A 19234-nucleotide genomic window follows, 5' to 3' on the forward strand; every position below is an offset into this window, starting at 1 on the left:
CCGCGACCCCCGGCGTGACAGGCCGGTATTCTAACCAACTGAACTACCGCTCCAGCATTCACAACACAGGTACTACGATTTGTTTAAGTGGTGGGCGTTGAGAGGGTCGAACTCCCGACCTAATCCTTGTAAGGGATCCGCTCTACCAACTGAGCTAAACGCCCGCTTAAACTGCCCGGTAAGCATTACTGCTTACCGAAGGCCATTATTGTACAGCATCTTTCAGTGCTTTGCCAGCCTTAAATTTAGGAACTTTGGCGGCGTCGATTTTGATCTCTTCCTTGGTGCGTGGGTTGCGGCCGGTACGGGCTGCGCGCTCGCTCACGGAGAAGGTGCCAAAGCCGACCAGGGTGACGCTGTCGTTCTTGGCCAGGGTGGTGGTTACGCCGTCGATCATCGCGTCCAGGGCGCGTGCTGCAGCAGCCTTGGAGATGTCAGCGGAAGTCGCGATGTGGTCGATCAGTTCGGTCTTGTTCATTACAGTCCCCGTCACAAAGGTTTATATCGTTTATACCGTTTTCTATGCTGCGTTTTCGTTTGCATAAAAATCTCAGGGCCGTATTAGACAGGGCGGGATTGCTTTGTGTCAAGGGTAAATGCAAAACGGGCGCCAGCGATGGCGCCCGTTTTGGCTGGTTGAACCCGGTAAACCGGGGTCTGACCCAAGGGTCAGACCCTGTCTGCCCGCATTCCGCGGCTCCGGCACACACGGGGTCTGACCCTTGGGTCTGACCCTGCCCTGCCGGGTTTAATGCTTGACTACTTCGCTGCCGTCGGTGGTGGAAGCCACCGCCGGCACCTCGACCGCCGTCGCCACTTCAACAATCGGCTCCGGCTGGCGTTCCAGCGCCACTTCCAGCACTTTGTCGATCCAGCGCACCGGCACGATTTCCAGCTTGTTCTTCACATTGTCCGGAATTTCGGCCAGGTCCTTCACGTTCTGCTCGGGAATCAGCACGGTCTTGATGCCGCCGCGATGCGCTGCCAGCAGCTTCTCCTTCAAACCGCCGATCGGCAGCACTTCGCCGCGCAGGGTAATCTCGCCGGTCATCGCCACGTCCGCGCGGACCGGGATGCCGGTGAAGGTCGACACCATCGCCGTGGTCATCGCAATACCAGCCGATGGGCCATCTTTCGGCGTTGCGCCTTCCGGCACGTGGATGTGGATGTCCTGCTTCTCGAACACTTCGTTCTTGATGCCCAGGCGCGATGCGCGGCTGCGCACCACGGTGCGGGCAGCTTCGATCGACTCCTTCATCACGTCGCCCAGCGTACCGGTGCGGATCACATTGCCCTTGCCCGGCATGCCGACCGATTCGATGGTCAGCAGGTCGCCGCCCACTTCGGTCCAGGCCAGGCCGACCACCTGGCCGATCTGGTTCTGCTTTTCGGCCACGCCGAAGTCGTAGCGGCGCACGCCCAGGAACTTGTCCAGGTTTTTCGGCGTGACGGCCACCTTCTTGTCCGACTTCTTCAGCAGCAGCAGCTTCACGACCTTGCGGCAGATCTTGGAGATTTCACGCTCCAGCGAACGCACGCCTGCTTCACGGGTGTAATAGCGGATGATGTCGCGCACCGCCGCTTCGCTGACCGAGATCTCGCCTTCTTTCAGGCCGTTGTTCTTGATCTGCTTCGGCAACAGGTAGCGCAAGGAGATGTTGGTCTTCTCGTCTTCCGTGTAGCCGGACAAGCGGATCACTTCCATACGGTCCAGCAGCGCAGGCGGGATGTTGTACGAGTTCGAGGTCGCCACGAACATCACGTCCGACAGGTCGAAGTCGACTTCAATGTAGTGGTCCGAGAAGGTGTGGTTCTGTTCTGGGTCCAGCACCTCCAGCAGGGCCGACGACGGATCGCCGCGGAAGTCCGCGCCCATCTTGTCGATTTCGTCCAGCAGGAACAGCGGGTTGCGCACGCCGACCTTGGCCAGCGACTGCAGCACCTTGCCCGGCATGGAGCCGATATAGGTGCGGCGGTGGCCGCGGATCTCGGCTTCGTCGCGCACGCCGCCCAGCGCCATCCGCACGTATTTGCGGTTGGTGGCCTTGGCGATCGACTGGCCGAGCGAGGTCTTACCCACGCCTGGCGGACCGACGAAGCACAGGATCGGTGCTTTCAGCTTGTCCACGCGCTGCTGCACCGCCAGGTACTCGACGATGCGTTCCTTGATCTTTTCCAGGCCGTAGTGGTCGTGGTCCAGCACCTTTTCGGCGTTGGCCAGGTCGTTGTTGACCTTGGACTTCTTCTTCCATGGCAGCGACACCAGGGTGTCGATGTAGTTGCGCACCACGGTGGCTTCGGCCGACATCGGCGACATCAGCTTCAGCTTCTTCAGCTCGGCCTGCGCCTTTTCCAGCGCTTCCTTCGGCATCTTGGCGGCGGCGACCTTCTTCTCGAGTTCGTCGATATCGGCGCCCTCTTCGCCCTCGCCCAGTTCCTTCTGGATGGCTTTGACTTGCTCGTTCAGGTAGTACTCGCGCTGCGACTTCTCCATCTGGCGCTTGACGCGGCCGCGGATGCGCTTTTCCACCTGCAGGATATCCAACTCGCCTTCCAGCTGGCCGAGCAGGTGCTCCAGGCGCTTGGCAACGTTAATGATTTCCAGGATGACCTGCTTCTGCTCGAGCTTGAGCGGCAGGTGCGCCGCCACGGTGTCGGCCAGGCGGCCGGCATCGTCGATGCCCGACAGCGAAGCCAGGATCTCAGGCGGGATCTTCTTGTTCAGTTTGACGTACTGGTCGAACTGCTGGACGATGGCTCGGCGCATCGCCTCGATTTCGGACTCGTCGCCGATTTCGGATTCGAGCGGCACCAGGTCGGCCACGAAATGGGTTGGGCTATCGGTGATTTTCTTGATGCGGGCACGCTGTGCGCCTTCCACCAGCACCTTCACGGTGCCGTCAGGCAGCTTCAACATCTGCAGGATGTTGGCCACGCAGCCGATTTCATAAATATCCGATGGCGAAGGTTCGTCCTTGGCGGCCGCTTTCTGTGCGGCGAGCATGATGCTCTTGCCTTGCTCCATGGCGGCTTCGAGCGCCTTGATGGACTTTGGTCGGCCAACAAACAACGGGATTACCATGTGCGGGAACACGACTACGTCACGCAGTGGCAACAGAGGCAGTTGAGTTTGCTCAGTTAATTTGGTAGTTGTCATGGCGTACCTTATTTAAAAACCTGGCCTTTATGTGTGCCCCAGCGGCAATTTCACAAGGCCAGTACTGCAATTATATTTGCTTTGAGAAAATGCAGTAGCACTCTAATAAAATCTGGATCCGGAACAAAAAAAGCCACGCGCGACCGCAATCGCGAGTGGCTTTTCGACTGAAGCCGGCGTTCTATTATTGAGGTTGATTGTAACGCCTTGCCTCAGGGATTCAAAACCCTATTTAGTTTTCCCCTGCTGCTTTTGGGGATTCCTGGTAAATCAGTAGGGGTTTTGCGCCACTGGTGATCGTATTTTCATCAATTACGACTTTGGTGACGTTCTGCTGGTTAGGCAGGTCGAACATAATGTCCAGCAACGCGTGTTCCAAAATGGAACGCAGGCCGCGGGCGCCGGTCTTGCGTGCCAGCGCCTTGCGGGCGATGGCGTGCAGCGCGGCAGGACGGATTTCCAGTTCGGCGCCTTCCATTTCCAGCAGCTTCGAGTACTGCTTGACCAGTGCATTCTTCGGCTCGACCAGGATCTCGATCAGCGCTTCCTCGGTCAGTTCCGACAGGGTCGCCACAACTGGCAGACGACCCACCAGTTCCGGGATCAGGCCGAACTTGATCAGGTCTTCCGGCTCGGCTTCCATCATCAGGTCGCTGTTCGAGCGCTGTTCCTTGCTCTTCACTTCCGCCGAGAAGCCGATGCCGGACTTTTCGGAACGGTTGGAAATGATCTTCGCCAGGCCGTCAAATGCGCCGCCGCAGATGAACATGATGTTGGTGGTGTCGATCTGCACGAAGTCCTGGTTCGGGTGCTTGCGGCCGCCTTGCGGTGGCACGGACGCCATGGTGCCTTCGATCAGTTTCAGCAGGGCTTGCTGCACGCCCTCGCCCGACACGTCGCGTGTGATCGACGGGTTGTCGGACTTGCGCGAAATCTTATCGATCTCGTCGATATAGACGATACCGCGCTGCGCCTTCTCCACGTCGTAGTTGCAGCTCTGCAACAGTTTCTGGATGATATTCTCAACGTCCTCACCCACGTAACCGGCTTCGGTCAGGGTGGTGGCGTCGGCGATCACGAACGGCACGTTTAGCATGCGCGCCAGGGTCTGCGCCAGCAGGGTCTTGCCGGAGCCGGTCGGGCCCACCAGCAGGATGTTGGACTTGGCCAGTTCGACGTCGTCCTTCTTGCCCAGGTGCTTGAGGCGCTTGTAGTGGTTGTACACCGCCACGGACAGGATGCGCTTGGCAGTGGCCTGGCCGATCACGTACTGGTTCAGCAGGTCGGTGATTTCCTGCGGGGTGGGCAGGTCCGACTTGGCTCCCGTGACAGATTCGATGCTGGACGTCTCGTCGCGGATGATGTCATTGCACAGGTCAATGCACTCGTCGCAAATGAAGACGGACGGGCCGGCGATCAGCTTCTTCACCTCATGCTGGCTCTTGCCGCAGAACGAGCAGTACAGGAGTTTTTCGCCGCTGGAGGATTTTTTCTCTGACATGGGACTATTCTTTAGTTTGGTGCAAGTTTGCAATGCGCATAAGCAAGAAATCCTGCGCACAACCACATGCTACCCGAAATAAATGCAAAACGCCCGAACGTTGTAGCGTCCGGGCGTCGTATTGCTTGGACGCTTATGCGCGGCTGGTCAACACTTTGTCGATCAGGCCGTACTCAGCCGCCTCGTCGGCGGACATGAAGCGGTCGCGGTCGGTATCCTTGGCGATCTGCTCGATCGACTGGCCGGTGCGGTCTGCCATGATGCTGTTCAGGCGGTGGCGCAGGTAGAGGATCTCTTTGGCCTGGATTTCGATATCGGACGCCATGCCCTGCGAGCCACCGGACGGCTGGTGGATCATGATGCGGCTGTTCGGCAGCGAGAAACGCTTGCCCTTGGCGCCTGCGGCCAGCAGGAAGGCGCCCATGGAGGCGGCCATGCCGGTGCACAGGGTCGACACATCAGGCTTGATGAACTGCATGGTGTCGTAGATCGCCAGGCCGGCGGAAACGGAGCCGCCCGGGGAATTGATGTACAGCGAAATGTCCTTGTCCGGATTTTCGCTTTCCAGGAACAACAGCTGGGCGACGATCAGGTTGGCCATCTGGTCATTGACCGGGCCCACCATGAAGATCACGCGTTCCTTCAGCAGGCGCGAGTAGATATCGTACGAGCGCTCACCGCGGCCGCTTTGTTCGATCACCATCGGCACCAGGCCGAGCATTTCCGTATCGAGTGCGGGATTACGATTCATTCCAATTCCTTGTGAAAACAACGCCGGCTCTAGGCCGGCGTCGAATATTGTCAAGCTATTACGCTTGTACGCTTCCCATGAGTTCGTCGAAAGCTACTTCTTTCGAGACGTTCTTGCACAGGCCCAGGACGTAAGTAACGACGTTTTCTTCCAATACAAGTGCTTCCACTTCGGCCAGGCGACGACGGTCGGAGTAGTAGTACTTCAGCACTTCACGTGGATCTTCGTAGCTTTGTGCGAAGTCTTCGATCTGTGCCTTGACCTGCTCAGGAGTAGCTTGCAGTTCCTGCTCGCCCACCAGCTTGGACAGGATCAGGCCCAGGCGTACGCGACGCTCGGCTTTGTCCTTGAACAGTTCTGCTGGGAATGGTACATCTTTTACGTTCATGCCGCGCTGCGCCATGTCCTGGCGGGTCATTTCGGCCAGGCGCTCGGAGTCCTGGGCGATCAGCGACTGTGGCACTTCCAGTACGGCGGTCTTCACCAGGGTTTCCATCACGGCTTCCTTGTTGCGTGCTTTCACGCGGCCGGCGACTTCACGCTCCAGGTTGACTTTGATGTCTTCGCGCATTTTGGCCAGGTCGCCATCAGCCACGCCCAGGGACTTGGCGAACTCAGCGTCAACTTCCGGCAGGTGCGCCCACTCCAGGTTCTTCAGGGTGATGGTGAACTCGGCGGTTTTGCCGGCCACATCCTTGCCGTGGTAGTCCTCTGGGAACGACAGCGGGAAGGTCTTGGACTCGCCCACTTTCAGGCCGACGGTGGCGGCTTCGAATTCTGGCAGCATGCGGCCTTCGCCCAGTACGAACGGGTAGCCTTCAGCTTTGCCGCCTGGGAACTCAACGCCGTCGATCTTGCCGACGAAGTCGACGGTCACGCGGTCGCCGTTGGCAGCGATGGCTTCACCGCCGTCGCCGTGCTCGCCCTTCTCGCCCTTCACGTGGAAGTGCACGCGCTGCTTGCGCAGGATTTCGATGGTCTTGTCGATTTCGACGTCGGTCACGTTGGACTTGACGGTTTCGATCTCAACCTTGGTCAGGTCGCCGATTTCAACTTCTGGGTACACTTCGAAGGTAGCGTCGAACGACAGCTGGCCTTCCGGTGCGTCTTGCTTTGGCTCGATCTTAGGGAAGCCGGCGACGCGCAGCTGGTTTTCGTTGGCAGCGGCGTTGAAGGCTTGGCCGACTTTATCGTTCAGCACTTCGGTCTCGATCTGGTAGCCGTATTGTGCGGCAACCATCTTCATTGGCACTTTGCCTGGGCGGAAGCCAGGAGCGCGTGCGGAGCGGGCCTGTACTTTCAGGCGCTTTTCCACTTCGGAACGCACGTCCGACAGTGGGAAGGAAATCGTCATGCGGCGTTCGAGTTTGCCCAGGGTTTCAACTGCAGTTGCCATTGTAAAAATCGTCCAATAAAAATAAGTGTACTTATGGTGCGAGGAGGGGGACTCGAACCCCCACACCATTGCTGGCGTCAGGACCTAAACCTGGTGCGTCTACCAATTTCGCCATCCTCGCGGCATATTTGCACAAAAGCAAAGGGCGACCTTTCAGTGAAAACGGGGTCGCCCGGGGCTTTCAACTTCAACCCGGCATTCTATACGGTGTTTCTACCGTGCGGAAGTGGTTTTTTTGCGTTAAGCGCAACATTTGGGTCAGACCCTTGGGTCTGACCCAGGTTTACCGGGGTTTCGGCACGCGGAACCAGGCTGCATACAGCGCCGGCAAGAACAGCAAGGTCAACGCCGTAGCCAGGATCAGCCCGCCCATGATCGCCACCGCCATCGGCCCCCAGAACACCGAGCGCGACAGCGGAATCATGGCCAGCGCCGCCGCCGCCGCGGTCAGGATGATCGGCCGGCAGCGCCGCACCGCCGACTCCACGATCGCATCCCAGGCCGGCACGCCAGCCTTGATATCCTGCTCGATCTGGTCCACCAGGATCACCGAGTTCCGGATAATCATCCCGAACAGGGCAATAATCCCCAGGTTGGCCACAAAGCCCAGCGGCCGGCCCATGATCAGCAATGCCATCGCCGCCCCCGCCACGCCCAGTGGCCCGGTCAGGAACACCAGCAGCGAGCGCGAGAAGCTATGCAGCTGCAGCATCAGCAGGGTAAAGATGATGAACACCGCCAGCGGCAGGTTGGCCGAAATCGACTCCTCGGCCGCGCTGCTGTCCGACGCCGCGCCCTTCACCTTGATCTCGTAACCCGGCGGCAGTTTGGCGCGCAGCTCATCGAGCTTGGGATTGATCTGGCCCGACACGGTCGGCCCTTGCACGCCCTCCACCACATCCGACTGCACGGTAATGGCCCATTCGCGGCCCTCGCGCCACACCACGCCCGGCTCCCACACGAAGTGCACGCGCGCCAGTTGCGAGATCGGCACCGAACGCCCGCTGTTGGTCGGGATGTAGGTATCGTTCAGCACCGCGATGGTGCGCCGCTCGTCCAGCGGCTGGCGCACCTGGATGTCGATCAGGCGGATGCCTTCGCGGAACTGGCCGATCGGCGTGCCGGACAGGATGGTATTCGCGGCCCGCATCACCGTCTGCGACGTCACGCCCAGCGCACGCATCTTGTCCTGGTCCAGGTCCAGGCGCAGCACCTTGATCGACTCGTTCCAGTTGTCGTTGACGCCCACCGTGTTCGGATTGGCGCGCATGATGTCCTTCACCTGGTCGGCGATGGCGCGCACGCGTTCAACTTCGGTACCGGTGACGCGGAACTGCACCGCGTACGGCACCGGCGGACCGTTCGGCAGCAGCTGGACGCGGCCGCGCACTTCCGGGAAGTCGGTCTTGAAGATGGCCGTGATTTTCTTGCGCAGCTCTTCCCTCGCCTTCAGGTCCTTGGCCAGCACCACCGCCTGCGACACGTTCGTCTGCGGGAAGATCTGGTTCAGCGGCAGATAGAAGCGCGGGCTGCCAGTGCCGACGTAGGTCGTCACGCTGGCCACGCCGGGTTCCTTGCGGATAAATTCCTCGAACTTCTTGGCCTGGCGCTCGGTCTGGGCGAAGGCCGTGCCTTCCGGCGACCACATTTCCACCATCAGCTCCGGACGGCTCGAATCGGGGAAGAACTGCTTTTCAATGAACTTGAAGCCGTACACGCCGAGGAAGAACACGACCAGTGTCGCCACAATCGTGGTCTTGCGGTACTCGACGCACCAGTTCACGACGGCGCGGAACTTGCGGTAACCCGGCGTATCGAACAGTTCGTGGTGGCCGCCGCCTTCCGAATGCGGTTTGACCTTGAGCAGTACGAAGCCGATGTAAGGCGTGAACATCACAGCCACGATCCACGACGTCACCAGCGCGATCGCGTTCACCGAGAACAGCGAGAAGGTGTACTCGCCCGCTGCCGACGCGGCCAGGCCGATCGGCAGGAAGCCCGCCACCGTGATCAGGGTGCCGGTCAGCATCGGCATGGCGGTGGAGGTGTAGGCGTAGGTCGCCGCCTCCAGCCGCGAATGGCCCTCCTCCATTTTGCGCACCATCATTTCCACCGCGATGATGGCGTCGTCCACCAGCAGGCCGAGTGCGATGATCAGGGCGCCGAGCGAAATCTTGTGCAGGTCGATGTCCAGGATGCGCATGAACAGGAAGGTCACCGCCAGCACCAGCGGAATAGTCAGCGCCACCACCAGGCCCGGGCGGGCATCCAGGCGCAGTTTTGGCTTGGAGTGCAGGCCGAGCGAAACAAAGCTCACCGCCAGCACGATCAGCACCGCCTCCACCAGCGTGCGCAGGAACTCACCGACCGAGGCAGTCACCGCCGCCGGCTGGTTGGAGACACGCTCCAGCTCAACGCCGACCGGCAGCTTCGTCTTCATTTCGGCGACGGTCTTCTCCAGGTCCTTGCCCATCTGGATGATGTTGCCGCCCTTCTCCATCGACACGCCCAGGCCGATCACTTCCTTGCCGTTAAAACGCATCTTGTCGCGCGGCGGGTCCTGGTATTCGCGTTTGATGGTGGCAAAATCGCCCAGGCGGAAGGTGGTGCCATTGGCACGCAGCTCCAGCTCCTCCAGGTCCTTCACCGTACGCAGCGCGCCGGATACGCGCACCTGCAGGTTGTCGGTCGGCGTGACGACGACGCCGGTCGCCTCCACCACGTTCTGGGTCGTGATCTGGTTGGCGATCTGCTCAATGGTCAGCCCCAGCTGGGCAAACTTCTTGTGCGAGAACTCGATATTGATCTTCTCATCCTGCACGCCGAACAGTTCTACCTTCGAGACCTTCTTCACGCCCAGCAGCTGCTGGCGCACCAGGTCCGCGTAGTCCTTCAGCTCGGCATAGGTAAAGCCGTCGCCGGAAAGCGCGAAGATGGAGCCATAGGTGTCGCCGAATTCATCGTTGAACACAGGCCCCTGCACTCCGGCCGGCAAGGTGGCGCGGATATCGCCGATCTTCTTGCGCACCTGGTACCAGGCCTGGGTCACTTCCTTGGGCGGCGTGGATTCGCGCACGCTGACCAGGATCAGCGTCTGCCCCGGCTTGGAATAGCTGGTGATCTCATGGATGTACGGGGTCTCCTGCAGCTTCTTTTCCAGCTTGTCGGTGACCTGCTCGGCCATCTGCAGCGCCGTGGCGCCCGGCCAGAACGCCTGCACCACCATCGCGCGGAAGGTGAACGGCGGGTCCTCGTCCTGCCCCAGGTTCTTGTACGCCAGCAGGCCGCCGATCAGCAGCACCGCGATCAGGTAGCGCGTAAGCGGGATGTGCTCCAGCGCCCAGCGCGAGAGGTTGAAGCCCTTCATTTGGCGGCTCCAAGGATGGTGACCTTCTGGCCCGGCTTGAGCAGGTTCACGCCCGCCGTCACCACGGTCTGGCCCGGCTTGACGCCGCTGCCCAGCACCAGCTCATTGCCGGATACGCCGTTGACCGTGACCGGCACCAGGCGCACCACGCCATTCTCCACCACCCACACCGACGTCGCCGCCTTTTCATGGAACAGCGCGGTCAGCGGCACCTTGATCTGCGGCTGCGGCGTGCGCGAGGCGAATGCCACCAGCGCGGTCATGCCCAGCTTTGCTTCCGCCAGGCTGGCCGGGATCGATACGCGGAAGGCGTAGGTGCGGGTGAACGGGTCGGCCACCGGCGACACTTCGCGGATCTTGCCCGGCACGGATTTATCGGGGTTGGACCACAGGCGCACATGCACATCCGGGATCGCGCGCAGGGTGTCGACCTTATCCTCCGGCACCCCAAAGACGATTTCCTTCTCGTCCGTCTTGGCGACGCGCACCACCGGGGTACCCGGCGCAACCACCTGCCCTACTTCGGCATCCACCGCCGTCACCACGCCGTCGATATCGGACACCAGGCTCGCGTAGCCAGCCTGGTTCGACATGCCGCGATAGGCCGCCTGCGCCGAATCGACTTGCGCCTGGGCCGACTTGGCCGCCGACAGTTTGGCGTCGAGCACGGCCTGGCTGACGAAGTTTTTCTCGCGCAGTTCCTGGTAGCGCTTCAGTTCCGCGCTGGCCAGGTCGCGCGTGGTTTCCGCCGCGCGCAGGGCGGCCAGGGCCTGTGCCTGGGACAGCTTCAAGTCCTGCGGGTCGAGATCCATCAACACCTGGCCGCGCTTGACGACGCTGCCCACATCGACCTTGCGCGACACGATCTTGCCGCCGACACGGAATCCCAGGCGCGATTCGACGCGCGCGCGCACCTCACCGGAGAATTCGGCGTTCACGTCAATATCGCTGGCTTGCAGCACCATGGCGCGCACGGGGCGGATATCTTCGGTCTTGGGGGCCTCTTTCGAGCAGGCGGCGAGCAGCAAGGCGCAGGCCGCAACCACAGGTAGTTTTTTTGCTACGAACACGATGGAATTCCTTTTTAGTGTCTCAGGCAATTGCCGGGGGTGCATCTTTGCCATTATTATTTCCAGTCTGGAACTAAATGACTTTCCGTTTAGTAAAAAATTATAGCTGGGTCAACAAAACTTGCAAATGACTTTTGCGTCATTAATTTAGAACCACGCCTCTATGTCCGTTGACCATTACGAGAATTTCCCTGTCGCCTCCATCCTGATGCCGCGCCGCCTGCGCCCGGCGGTGGAAGCGATTTACGCCTTCGCCCGCAGCGCCGACGATATCGCCGACGAGGGCGACGCCACGCCCGAGCAGCGCCTGGCGGGCCTGGCCGCGTACGAAGAAGCCCTGGGCCGCATTGAGCGCGGCGAAGTCGGCGCCCACGGCCCGGAACCCATGTTCGAGCGCCTGGCCGCCGCCATTGAACGCCACCAGCTGCCGCTGCGCCCCTTTTACGACCTGCTGTCCGCCTTCAAGCAGGACGTGGAGGTGACCCGCTACGCCAGCTACGACGCACTGCTGGACTACTGCGCGCGCTCGGCCAACCCGGTCGGCCTGCTCATGCTGCACCTGTATGGCGCCGCGGACGAGCAGAATATCCGCGACTCGGACGCCATCTGCTCCGCGCTGCAGATCATCAACTTCCTGCAGGATGTCGCCATCGACGAGCATAAGGAACGCATCTACCTGCCGATGGAAGATCTGACGCGCTACGCCCTGTCGCCGGCCCACCTGGCGCGGCCCGACAACAAGGCCAAATGGCGCGCCATGATGAAATTCCAGGTCGAACGCGCCCGCGCCCTGATGCTGCAGGGCGCCCCGCTGGCCTGCCGCCTGAAGGGCCGCATCGGCCTGGAACTGCGCATGGTGGTGCAAGGCGGCCTGCGCATCCTGGAGGCCATCGAGGAAGTCGATTACGACGTTTTCCTGCGCCGGCCCAAGCTGGAAAAGCGCGACTGGTTCAAGGTTTTCTGGCGCGCGCTTCGGATGAAGCGCTCTTCACTATAAAATAGCGCCTTTCCCAGCGTTACCCAAGCCATAAGAATATGTCCCCCGACGAATACTGCCAGCAGAAGGCCGCCGCCAGCGGTTCCAGTTTCTACTACAGCTTCCTGTTCCTGCCGCCGGAACGCCGCCGCGCCATTACAGCGCTGTACGCCTTTTGCCGCGAGGTGGATGACACCGTGGACGAATGCAGCGACGAATCGCTGGCCCGCATCAAGCTGGCCTGGTGGCGCAATGAGATCGCCCAGATGTATGAGGGCAAGCAGACGCACCCGGTAACCCAGGCGCTGCAGCCGCATATCGCCGTCTACAACCTGAAGCAGGAACATATGCAGGCCATCATCGATGGCATGGAGATGGACCTGAACCAGACGCGCTACCTCGATTACGCCGGCCTGTCGAAATACTGCTGGCACGTGGCGAGCGTGGTGGGCATCCTGTCCGCCTCCATTTTCGGCGTGACGCGCCCGGAGACGCTGCAGTATGCCGAGAAGCTGGGGCATGCCTTCCAGCTGACCAACATCATCCGCGACGTCGGCGAGGATGCGCGCAAGGGCCGCATCTACCTGCCGGTGAATGAACTGCAGCAGTTCAACGTCACCGCTGCCGACCTGCTGAACGCGCGCGAAACCGAGAATTTCGCCAAACTGATGCAGTTCCAGGTGGCGCGCGCGCAGAAAGCTTACGACGAAGCCTTCGCCCTGCTGCCGAAAGAAGACCGCCGCGCCCAGCGCCCGGGCCTGATCATGGCGGCGATCTACCGCACCCTGCTCAATGAAATCGAGGAGGACGGCTACCACGTCCTCAAGCAGCGCATTTCGCTGACGCCTATCCGCAAGTTGTGGCTGGCGTGGAAGACCTGGGTCCGTGGCTAAGCAATTTGCCGTCGTCGGCGGCGGCTGGGCGGGCTTCAGCGCGGCGCTCGAACTGGCGCGCGCCGGGCACAGGGTCACCGTGTACGAGGCGGCCCGCACCCTGGGCGGCCGCGCGCGCCGCGTCGAGGTCGACGGCCGCGTGCTCGACAACGGCCAGCACATCCTGCTGGGCGCCTATCGCGAAACGCTGCGCATGATGCGCCTGGCCGGCGTCGACCTCGACGCCGCCATCCTCAAGCTGCCGCTGCAGATGCGTTACCCGCCCGGCGATGCCGGCATGGACTTTGTGGCGCCGCGCCTGCCCGCGCCGCTGCACGTCGGCGTCGCCCTGCTGCGCGCACGGGGCCTGGCGCGCGACGATAAACTGGCCCTGGCCCGTTTCAGTACCACGGCGCGCTGGATGGGTTGGCAACTGAATAACGATTGCAGCGTGGCCGAGCTGCTGGAACGCTTTGAGCAAACGCCCCGGCTGGCGCAGCTGATGTGGCGTCCGCTCTGCCTGGCAGCCCTCAATACGCCGCTGGAACGCGCTTCGGCCCAGGTCTTCCTGGCGGTGCTGCGCGACAGCCTGGGCGCAAGGCGCGCCGCTTCCGACATGCTGCTGCCGCGCACCGACCTTAGCGCCCTGTTCCCGGAAGCCGCCTGCGCATGGCTGCGGCGGAATGGCCACCAGGTGCACCTGGGCGCCAAAGTCGGCGCGCTGCAGCCGGATACGGGTCAACCAGAGGGCCAGGCCCCGGGCTTGCCAGCGGCCGGCGCGGCGCGGTGGCTGGTGCAGGCTGGCGGGGCGGCGCTCGGTGGTTCGGAGCGCGCCGCATTCGATGGCGTGGTGCTGGCGTGCGCGCCGGCTGCGGCGGCGGCTTTGCTGCAGCCGCTGGAAGCCGCCGCACCGCTGGCGCGCCAGTTGGAGGCCTTCGACTACGAGGCGATCACCACCTGCTACCTGCAATACGCGCCCGGCACGCGCCTGCCGACGCCGTTCTACGCTTTGCTCGACGATCCGGCCAGCCAGCGCTGGGGGCAGTTCGTCTTCGACCGTGGCCAGCTGGATGCGGCGCAGGATGGCCTGTTCGCGGTGGTGATCAGCGCCGCCGGCGCGGCCGCCGCGCTGGCGCAGGACGAGCTGGCGGCCGCCGTCGGGCGCCAGCTGGCGGCCGACCTGGCCATGCCGGCCCTGGCGCAGGCGGCATGGTCGCGTGTCATCACCGAAAAGCGCGCCACGTTCGCCTGCACGCCAGCCCTTGATCGTCCCGACAACGCGACCGCGCTGGATGGCCTGGTCCTGGCCGGCGACTACACCAAGGGCGACTATCCGGCGACCCTGGAAATGGCGGTGCGCAGCGGCCAGCAGGCGGCCAGGCTGCTGTCGGCGCCTGCCCGCCGCGCCCGGGCGTGAAAAGGCGTGCCCCGCCTGTCCCCTCTTTTGGTCGCCTGCTCCCGCATTTCTGCAGCCTGTCGCACGCCGGTGGAGCGCGGGCATCTTGTCCACTACAGTGACAGCATGGAGTAAAAGAAGGCTGGAGTTACTAATGAGCAAGAATGAGTACCTGGACGCATTGAAGAAGGCCCTGACCGGCTTGCCGCCCGATATTGCGGCTAAGACGATGGCCTATTACGAACAGCGTTTCATCGACGAACTGGCCGCAGGCCGCAGCGAGGCCGAGATCGCGGCCGACCTGGACGAGCCGCGCAAGATCGCCATGACGCTGCGCGCCAGTACGCACCAGCAGGCTTTCGAGCAAAACCGCAATCCGGCCAACCTGGCGCGCATGGTGTTTTCCTTCATCGGCCTGGGCATTTTCAACCTGTTCATGGTAGTGCCGGCGGCCGTGTTCTCGGCCCTGCTGATTTCCGTATATGCGAGCGCCTTTGCCTTCTACATCAGCGGCATTGCCATTACGGCAAGCGGCCTGGCGGGCGCCAATGAGCTGGTGCTGAGCGGCCCGCTGCGCCACCTGGTCATTTACGACGACGAGGGCGAGCAGGTCGAGGCCCGCATGCAGACCAAGGTGTCGATCAGCGAACAAGGCGTGGAAATTTTCCAGGAGCCTTCGCCGGGCCTGCGCAAGGAGTGGGATGAGGCGTCCAGCAAGTCGGAAAAGCTGCTGGAAGGCGCCGAGGCCATGGCCGAGGGCGGCGTGCACATCACCTCGGACCTCGACAGCGAGTCGCGCGCCACCCAGACGGTGGTCGGTATTGGCCTGGTGCTGCTCGGCATTGTGCTTACGCTGGCCAGCATCGTCATCACCCGCTATTCGCTGATCGGCTTGAAGCGCTACATCCAGATGAACGTTTCGCTGCTGCGCGGCGCTTGAGAGGAAAGACCATGAACTTCCGTTCCCTGTTCAAGATCGGCCTGGGCATGGCGCTGCTGGCGGTGCTGCTGACCGCCGTTTCCTACAGCATGCTGCGCGCCCAGGGCGCTTCCAACCCAACCAGCGTTGCCGGCCGCACGGCCCGCACCGAAGTGCGCGAAGTGGCTGCCACCACCTCCGCTGTCGAACTGGTGGGGCCGATCGACCTGCGCCTGAAACAGGGCGATGTGCCGTCGCTCAAGGTGCGCGGCGAGCAGCGCCTGCTGGGCAATATTGCGACTGAACAGATGGGCAATACCCTGCGCATCGGCTCCAAAGGCTTGCTGCTGCATCCGCGCCGCCCGATCGAAGTCGAGCTGGTACTGCCGTCGCTGAACGAACTGGTGATCAACGGCAGCGGCGACAGCACGGTCACTGGCTTCAGCGGTGAGCGACTGAGCGTGCAGCTGCAGGGTTCCGGCAACCTGACCTTCAATGGCCGCTACAAGCAGGTGGAAGCCGGCGTGCATGGCAGCGGCGATTTGAACCTGAATACCGGCCACGGCGAACGCGTGGCCCTGGAAATGGTGGGTTCTGGCGCCATCACGTCGAGCGGCAGCTGCAAGGAGCTGACCGCCGACCTGACGGGATCGGGCGACCTGGACGCGCAGCACCTGGCCTCCGACAAGGTGACCGTCACCCTGCAGGGCTCTGGCACCACCAACGTCTTTGCCCGCCAGTCGGCCGATGTGACGGTGAAAGGCACCGGCGACATCCGCATCTACGGCAACCCGAGCGACCGCAATGTGAGCCGCAGCGGCTCAGGCGGCGTGAGCTGGGTCCATTAAGTAGCGCAGCACGTCTTTGCCGGCGGCCAGGCCGCTGGCGAAGCAGGCGGTCAGCAGGTAGCCGCCGGTCGGCGCTTCCCAATCCAGCATCTCGCCCGCCACGAACGCGCCGGGCACCGCCTTCAGCATCGTTCCCTGCAGGGACTCGAAGCGCACGCCGCCGGCGCTGCTGATCGCTTCATCGATCGGGCGCGGCGCGTATACCGTGACCGGCAGCGCCTTCAAGGTGGCGGCCACGCGCTGCGGATCGTGGAAGGCTTCCTTGTCCAGCACCTCGTGCAGCAATCCTGTCTTGACGCCTTTGATATGCACGCGGCTTTGCAGGAAGCTCGACATGGAACGCGAGCCGCGCGGATGCGACAGTTCCTGCCGCAGGCGATCCAGCGGCCAGTCCGGCAGCAAATCCAGTTCGATGGTCGCGCTGCCCTCGGCGGCAATGCGGTCGCGGATCGCGGCCGAGACGGCGTAAACCAGGCTCCCTTCCACACCGGTCGCGGTGATCACCATTTGCCCCTTGCGGCCGCCGATGGCAACCGTCGTCAATGGCTGCCCGGCGTATTTCGCAGCGAAATGCGCGCTCCAGCGCGCATCGAAGCCGCAGTTGGCGGGCACCAGCGGCGCGACATCCACGCCGCGCGCGGCCAGCAAGGGCTGCCAGGCGCCATCCGAACCAAGCCGCGCCCAGCTGGCGCCGCCCAGGGCCAGCACGGTGGCGTTTGGCCGCACTGTAAGCTCGCCGTCCGGCGCGGCAATGCGCAGCGCGCCGTCCGCCGTCCAGCCCAGCCAGCGATGGCGCTGGTGGAAATGCACGCCGCTCTCGCGCAGGCGGTGCAGCCAGGCGCGCAACATGGGCGCAGCCTTCATCTCGGTCGGGAACACGCGCCCGGAAGTGCCGACAAAGGTGTCGATGCCGAGGCCATGCACCCAGGCCCGCAGGTCATCTGGCGTGAACGCATCGAGCATGGGCTGCAGCGCAGCGGCCCGGCTGCCGTAGCGCGCCACGAACTGCCCGTAGGGTTCGGAATGGGTAATGTTCATGCCGCCGCGCCCGGCCAGCAGGAACTTGCGGCCGACCGACGGCATGGCGTCGTACACGTCCACGCGTACGCCTGCCGCCGCCAGTACCTCTGCCGCCATCAAGCCGGCGGGGCCGCCGCCGATCACGGCTACACATTGCTTGTGATTACTCTCCATAGGGGCAGCATTGTATTCGATCTTGCCCGATCGGCTGCCAGTGCTTCGCACCCGCAGCGCGCCACGCGCCGCAAGCGCGCTTCCAGAGCCCAGATGCGCGCGCTGCGCTCATTCATCTCCTGGCGGTAGAAGCAGAAACGGTTGCCGCCCAGGCTCAGGGCCTGCGCCATGGCCGAATTAGCCGCGCGCAGCATGCCCGCGCTGTCGCCCGCGTCGCGCGACAAGGCAATGCCGACGCTGGCCGTGGCCGCCACACTGCAGTCTTGCCATGGCATCGGCTCTTTGACCGCCTCCAGCATCCGCTGCGCCAGGGGCAGCACGTCTTCGCCTTGCGCCAGGTCGGGCAGGAGGAGCGCGAACTGGCTGCCCAACAGGCGGGTCATGCTGTCGCCGGGCCGCAGGCGGCGCGACAAGGCTGCCGCAACATGCGCCAGCAATGCGCCGCAGGCGTCGAAGCCGTGATTGAGTTTGATGCCGCTGTAGCGGTCGATAGTCAACACCAGCACCGCTGCCGTGCTGCCGCTGCTTTCCGCTGCCGCGACCATTTGGCGCAGCCGGTCATGGAATTGGGAGATGGGTTCCATAAGCTCAGTCCAGGTAGGGGGCGAAGTCAAAGGCGCTCAGGATGCCGTTCACCTGGGCCGACAGGCAGAAGGCGAAGAAGCTGCGCGCCACGCCTGTCGGCGCTTCCCTGCTGGCCAGTGTGAGCGAACGGCAGATCGGATAGCTGCCGTCGCGGATGTTTGCCATGCTGGCCGCCACGCCGGCAATCGGCAGCAGCCGTATCGAGACGCCTTGCGCAATCGCGCGTTCGGCCGCGCCGACCGAGACGAAGGCGATGGCGTTTTCGCAAGCAGCCACCACCGCCATGCGTTCGGTGTTCGACTCCACGGCGGCATTGGGCCGGAAAGTGTCTAGCGATTGCTTGAGGTAGCGCGCAAACAGGGCGTTGGATGCGCTGCCGGGCTGCGCGCCAACAACATGGTAGTGTTCCATACGCCCGGTGAAAATCGCCTGCAGCTCTTCGTAGTCCAGCTGCTCGACCGGGCTATTGGCGTGCACCACGACGCCCAGCCCGTCGCGCGCGATCGGGATGCCATACAGGTCATGCTCGCCCGGCGCGAGTGCGCGCGACAACATGGCGATCTGCGCATGGCCGGCGCGGACTGCGTCCAGCCCGTGCAGTGAACCTCCCAGTTCCACGTCGATGGTAACTTCCGGGTGCAGCAGCCGGTATTTGGCTGCGATCTCGCGCAGCAATGGCCCCATGGTGGTGGAGCCCACGATATGCAGGTGCGCGGGACGGACCTGGGGCGGACCGGCGGCCCTGTCGGGCGCGGCGCCATTCACACTAAGGGCGGCGAAGACGAAACCCATTGCGACTCTCCTTGCAAGACAAAGGAAATAAGCCGCAGGGAAGAGGCGACGGGAAGGAATCAGAAGCGCGGCGCAGGTTTAGGGCCGCACAGTGAGCAGTATATGCTGATGGCTGTGCAGGTCAACAGTGCCCTGCACAGTGTTGTGCCGAAGTCTTAACCGCCTGTCACTGGTGGGAAAAAGGCAACCTCATCGCCCGCCGCCACCGGCGCCGACGCCTCGCACATGCGCTGGTTGCAGGCCATGCGCAGGGCGCGCCCTTCGGCCAGCGCACCGGCCCAGGGATCGCCACGGCCAATCAGCCAGGCGCGCACCGCCCCCACCGTGGCCACGCCGTCCGGCAGTGCCACCGTTTCGCCGCTGCCGAGCGCTTCGCGCACACTGGCAAAATACTTAAGGTTGATCTGCAT

Annotated in this window: 16 protein-coding genes and 2 tRNA genes; 5 read left to right on the plus strand and 13 right to left on the minus strand. The window is 62.9% G+C overall.

What is annotated here, in order from left to right:
* Positions 1-88: 88 nt before the first annotated feature.
* The 9 genes from ACE3TQ_RS05645 to ACE3TQ_RS05685 all read right to left on the minus strand — a co-directional run bounded on the left by ACE3TQ_RS05645 (position 89) and on the right by ACE3TQ_RS05685 (position 11242).
* Positions 89-164 (minus strand) — tRNA-Val (locus ACE3TQ_RS05645).
* Between the two features lie 41 nt (positions 165-205).
* Entirely contained in the window at positions 206-478 is a 273-nt protein-coding gene (locus tag ACE3TQ_RS05650; protein WP_028102781.1) for an HU family DNA-binding protein, read from the minus strand.
* A 270-nt stretch (positions 479-748) separates the two neighbouring features.
* A complete protein-coding gene (lon, locus tag ACE3TQ_RS05655) occupies positions 749-3157 on the minus strand; it encodes an endopeptidase La (RefSeq protein WP_374580990.1) in 2409 nt (802 codons plus the stop codon).
* 232 nt (positions 3158-3389) lie between these two features.
* Positions 3390-4658, minus strand: coding sequence for an ATP-dependent Clp protease ATP-binding subunit ClpX (clpX, locus tag ACE3TQ_RS05660; protein ID WP_374580991.1), 1269 nt, complete (start codon positions 4656-4658; stop codon positions 3390-3392).
* A 133-nt stretch (positions 4659-4791) separates the two neighbouring features.
* Entirely contained in the window at positions 4792-5409 is a 618-nt protein-coding gene (gene clpP, locus ACE3TQ_RS05665) for an ATP-dependent Clp endopeptidase proteolytic subunit ClpP (protein ID WP_374580992.1), read from the minus strand.
* Between the two features lie 58 nt (positions 5410-5467).
* Complete coding sequence (gene tig / locus ACE3TQ_RS05670; protein WP_374580993.1) at positions 5468-6805, minus strand: trigger factor; 1338 nt, start codon at positions 6803-6805, stop codon at positions 5468-5470.
* 34 nt (positions 6806-6839) lie between these two features.
* Positions 6840-6926: transfer RNA gene (locus ACE3TQ_RS05675), tRNA-Leu, on the minus strand.
* A gap of 162 nt (positions 6927-7088) precedes the next feature.
* Complete coding sequence (locus tag ACE3TQ_RS05680) at positions 7089-10172, minus strand: efflux RND transporter permease subunit (protein WP_374580994.1); 3084 nt, start codon at positions 10170-10172, stop codon at positions 7089-7091.
* Entirely contained in the window at positions 10169-11242 is a 1074-nt protein-coding gene (locus ACE3TQ_RS05685) for an efflux RND transporter periplasmic adaptor subunit (RefSeq protein ID WP_374580995.1), read from the minus strand. Before ACE3TQ_RS05685 ends, ACE3TQ_RS05680 begins: the two co-directional genes overlap by 4 nt.
* A gap of 163 nt (positions 11243-11405) precedes the next feature.
* Here ACE3TQ_RS05685 and hpnC point away from each other — a divergent pair, with 163 nt between their 5' ends.
* From hpnC to ACE3TQ_RS05710, 5 genes are all read left to right on the plus strand, one after another.
* Positions 11406-12239 carry a squalene synthase HpnC gene (gene hpnC, locus ACE3TQ_RS05690; RefSeq protein WP_374580996.1) on the plus strand — a complete coding sequence of 278 codons (834 nt, stop codon included), beginning with the start codon at positions 11406-11408 and terminating at the stop codon, positions 12237-12239.
* 38 nt (positions 12240-12277) lie between these two features.
* Positions 12278-13111, plus strand: a complete 834-nt coding sequence (gene hpnD / locus ACE3TQ_RS05695) for a presqualene diphosphate synthase HpnD (protein ID WP_374580997.1) — start codon at positions 12278-12280, stop codon at positions 13109-13111.
* Positions 13104-14507, plus strand: coding sequence for a hydroxysqualene dehydroxylase HpnE (hpnE, locus tag ACE3TQ_RS05700; protein ID WP_374580998.1), 1404 nt, complete (start codon positions 13104-13106; stop codon positions 14505-14507). Before hpnD ends, hpnE begins: the two co-directional genes overlap by 8 nt.
* A gap of 133 nt (positions 14508-14640) precedes the next feature.
* Positions 14641-15426: a DUF1700 domain-containing protein gene (locus ACE3TQ_RS05705; protein WP_374580999.1), complete on the plus strand. Its 786-nt coding sequence runs from the start codon at positions 14641-14643 to the stop codon at positions 15424-15426.
* A gap of 11 nt (positions 15427-15437) precedes the next feature.
* The gene (locus tag ACE3TQ_RS05710; protein ID WP_374581000.1) at positions 15438-16253 is read left to right on the plus strand and encodes a head GIN domain-containing protein; all 816 of its coding nucleotides are present in this window, start codon (positions 15438-15440) and stop codon (positions 16251-16253) included.
* Here ACE3TQ_RS05710 and ACE3TQ_RS05715 read toward each other — a convergent pair.
* The 4 genes from ACE3TQ_RS05715 to moaD form a co-directional block, all read right to left on the minus strand.
* Positions 16227-17447: a TIGR03862 family flavoprotein gene (locus ACE3TQ_RS05715; protein WP_374581001.1), complete on the minus strand. Its 1221-nt coding sequence runs from the start codon at positions 17445-17447 to the stop codon at positions 16227-16229. The two genes, ACE3TQ_RS05710 and ACE3TQ_RS05715, sit on opposite strands and share 27 nt — an antisense overlap.
* Positions 17420-18031 carry a diguanylate cyclase domain-containing protein gene (locus tag ACE3TQ_RS05720; protein WP_374581002.1) on the minus strand — a complete coding sequence of 204 codons (612 nt, stop codon included), beginning with the start codon at positions 18029-18031 and terminating at the stop codon, positions 17420-17422. The genes ACE3TQ_RS05715 and ACE3TQ_RS05720 overlap by 28 nt, the downstream gene beginning before the upstream one ends.
* A gap of 4 nt (positions 18032-18035) precedes the next feature.
* Positions 18036-18824, minus strand: coding sequence for a substrate-binding domain-containing protein (locus ACE3TQ_RS05725; protein ID WP_374581003.1), 789 nt, complete (start codon positions 18822-18824; stop codon positions 18036-18038).
* A gap of 155 nt (positions 18825-18979) precedes the next feature.
* The gene (gene moaD, locus ACE3TQ_RS05730) at positions 18980-19234 is read right to left on the minus strand and encodes a molybdopterin converting factor subunit 1 (RefSeq protein ID WP_374581004.1); all 255 of its coding nucleotides are present in this window, start codon (positions 19232-19234) and stop codon (positions 18980-18982) included.

The organism is Pseudoduganella sp., from assembly GCF_041914865.1.
Classification (GTDB): Bacteria; Pseudomonadota; Gammaproteobacteria; order Burkholderiales; family Burkholderiaceae_D; genus Rugamonas.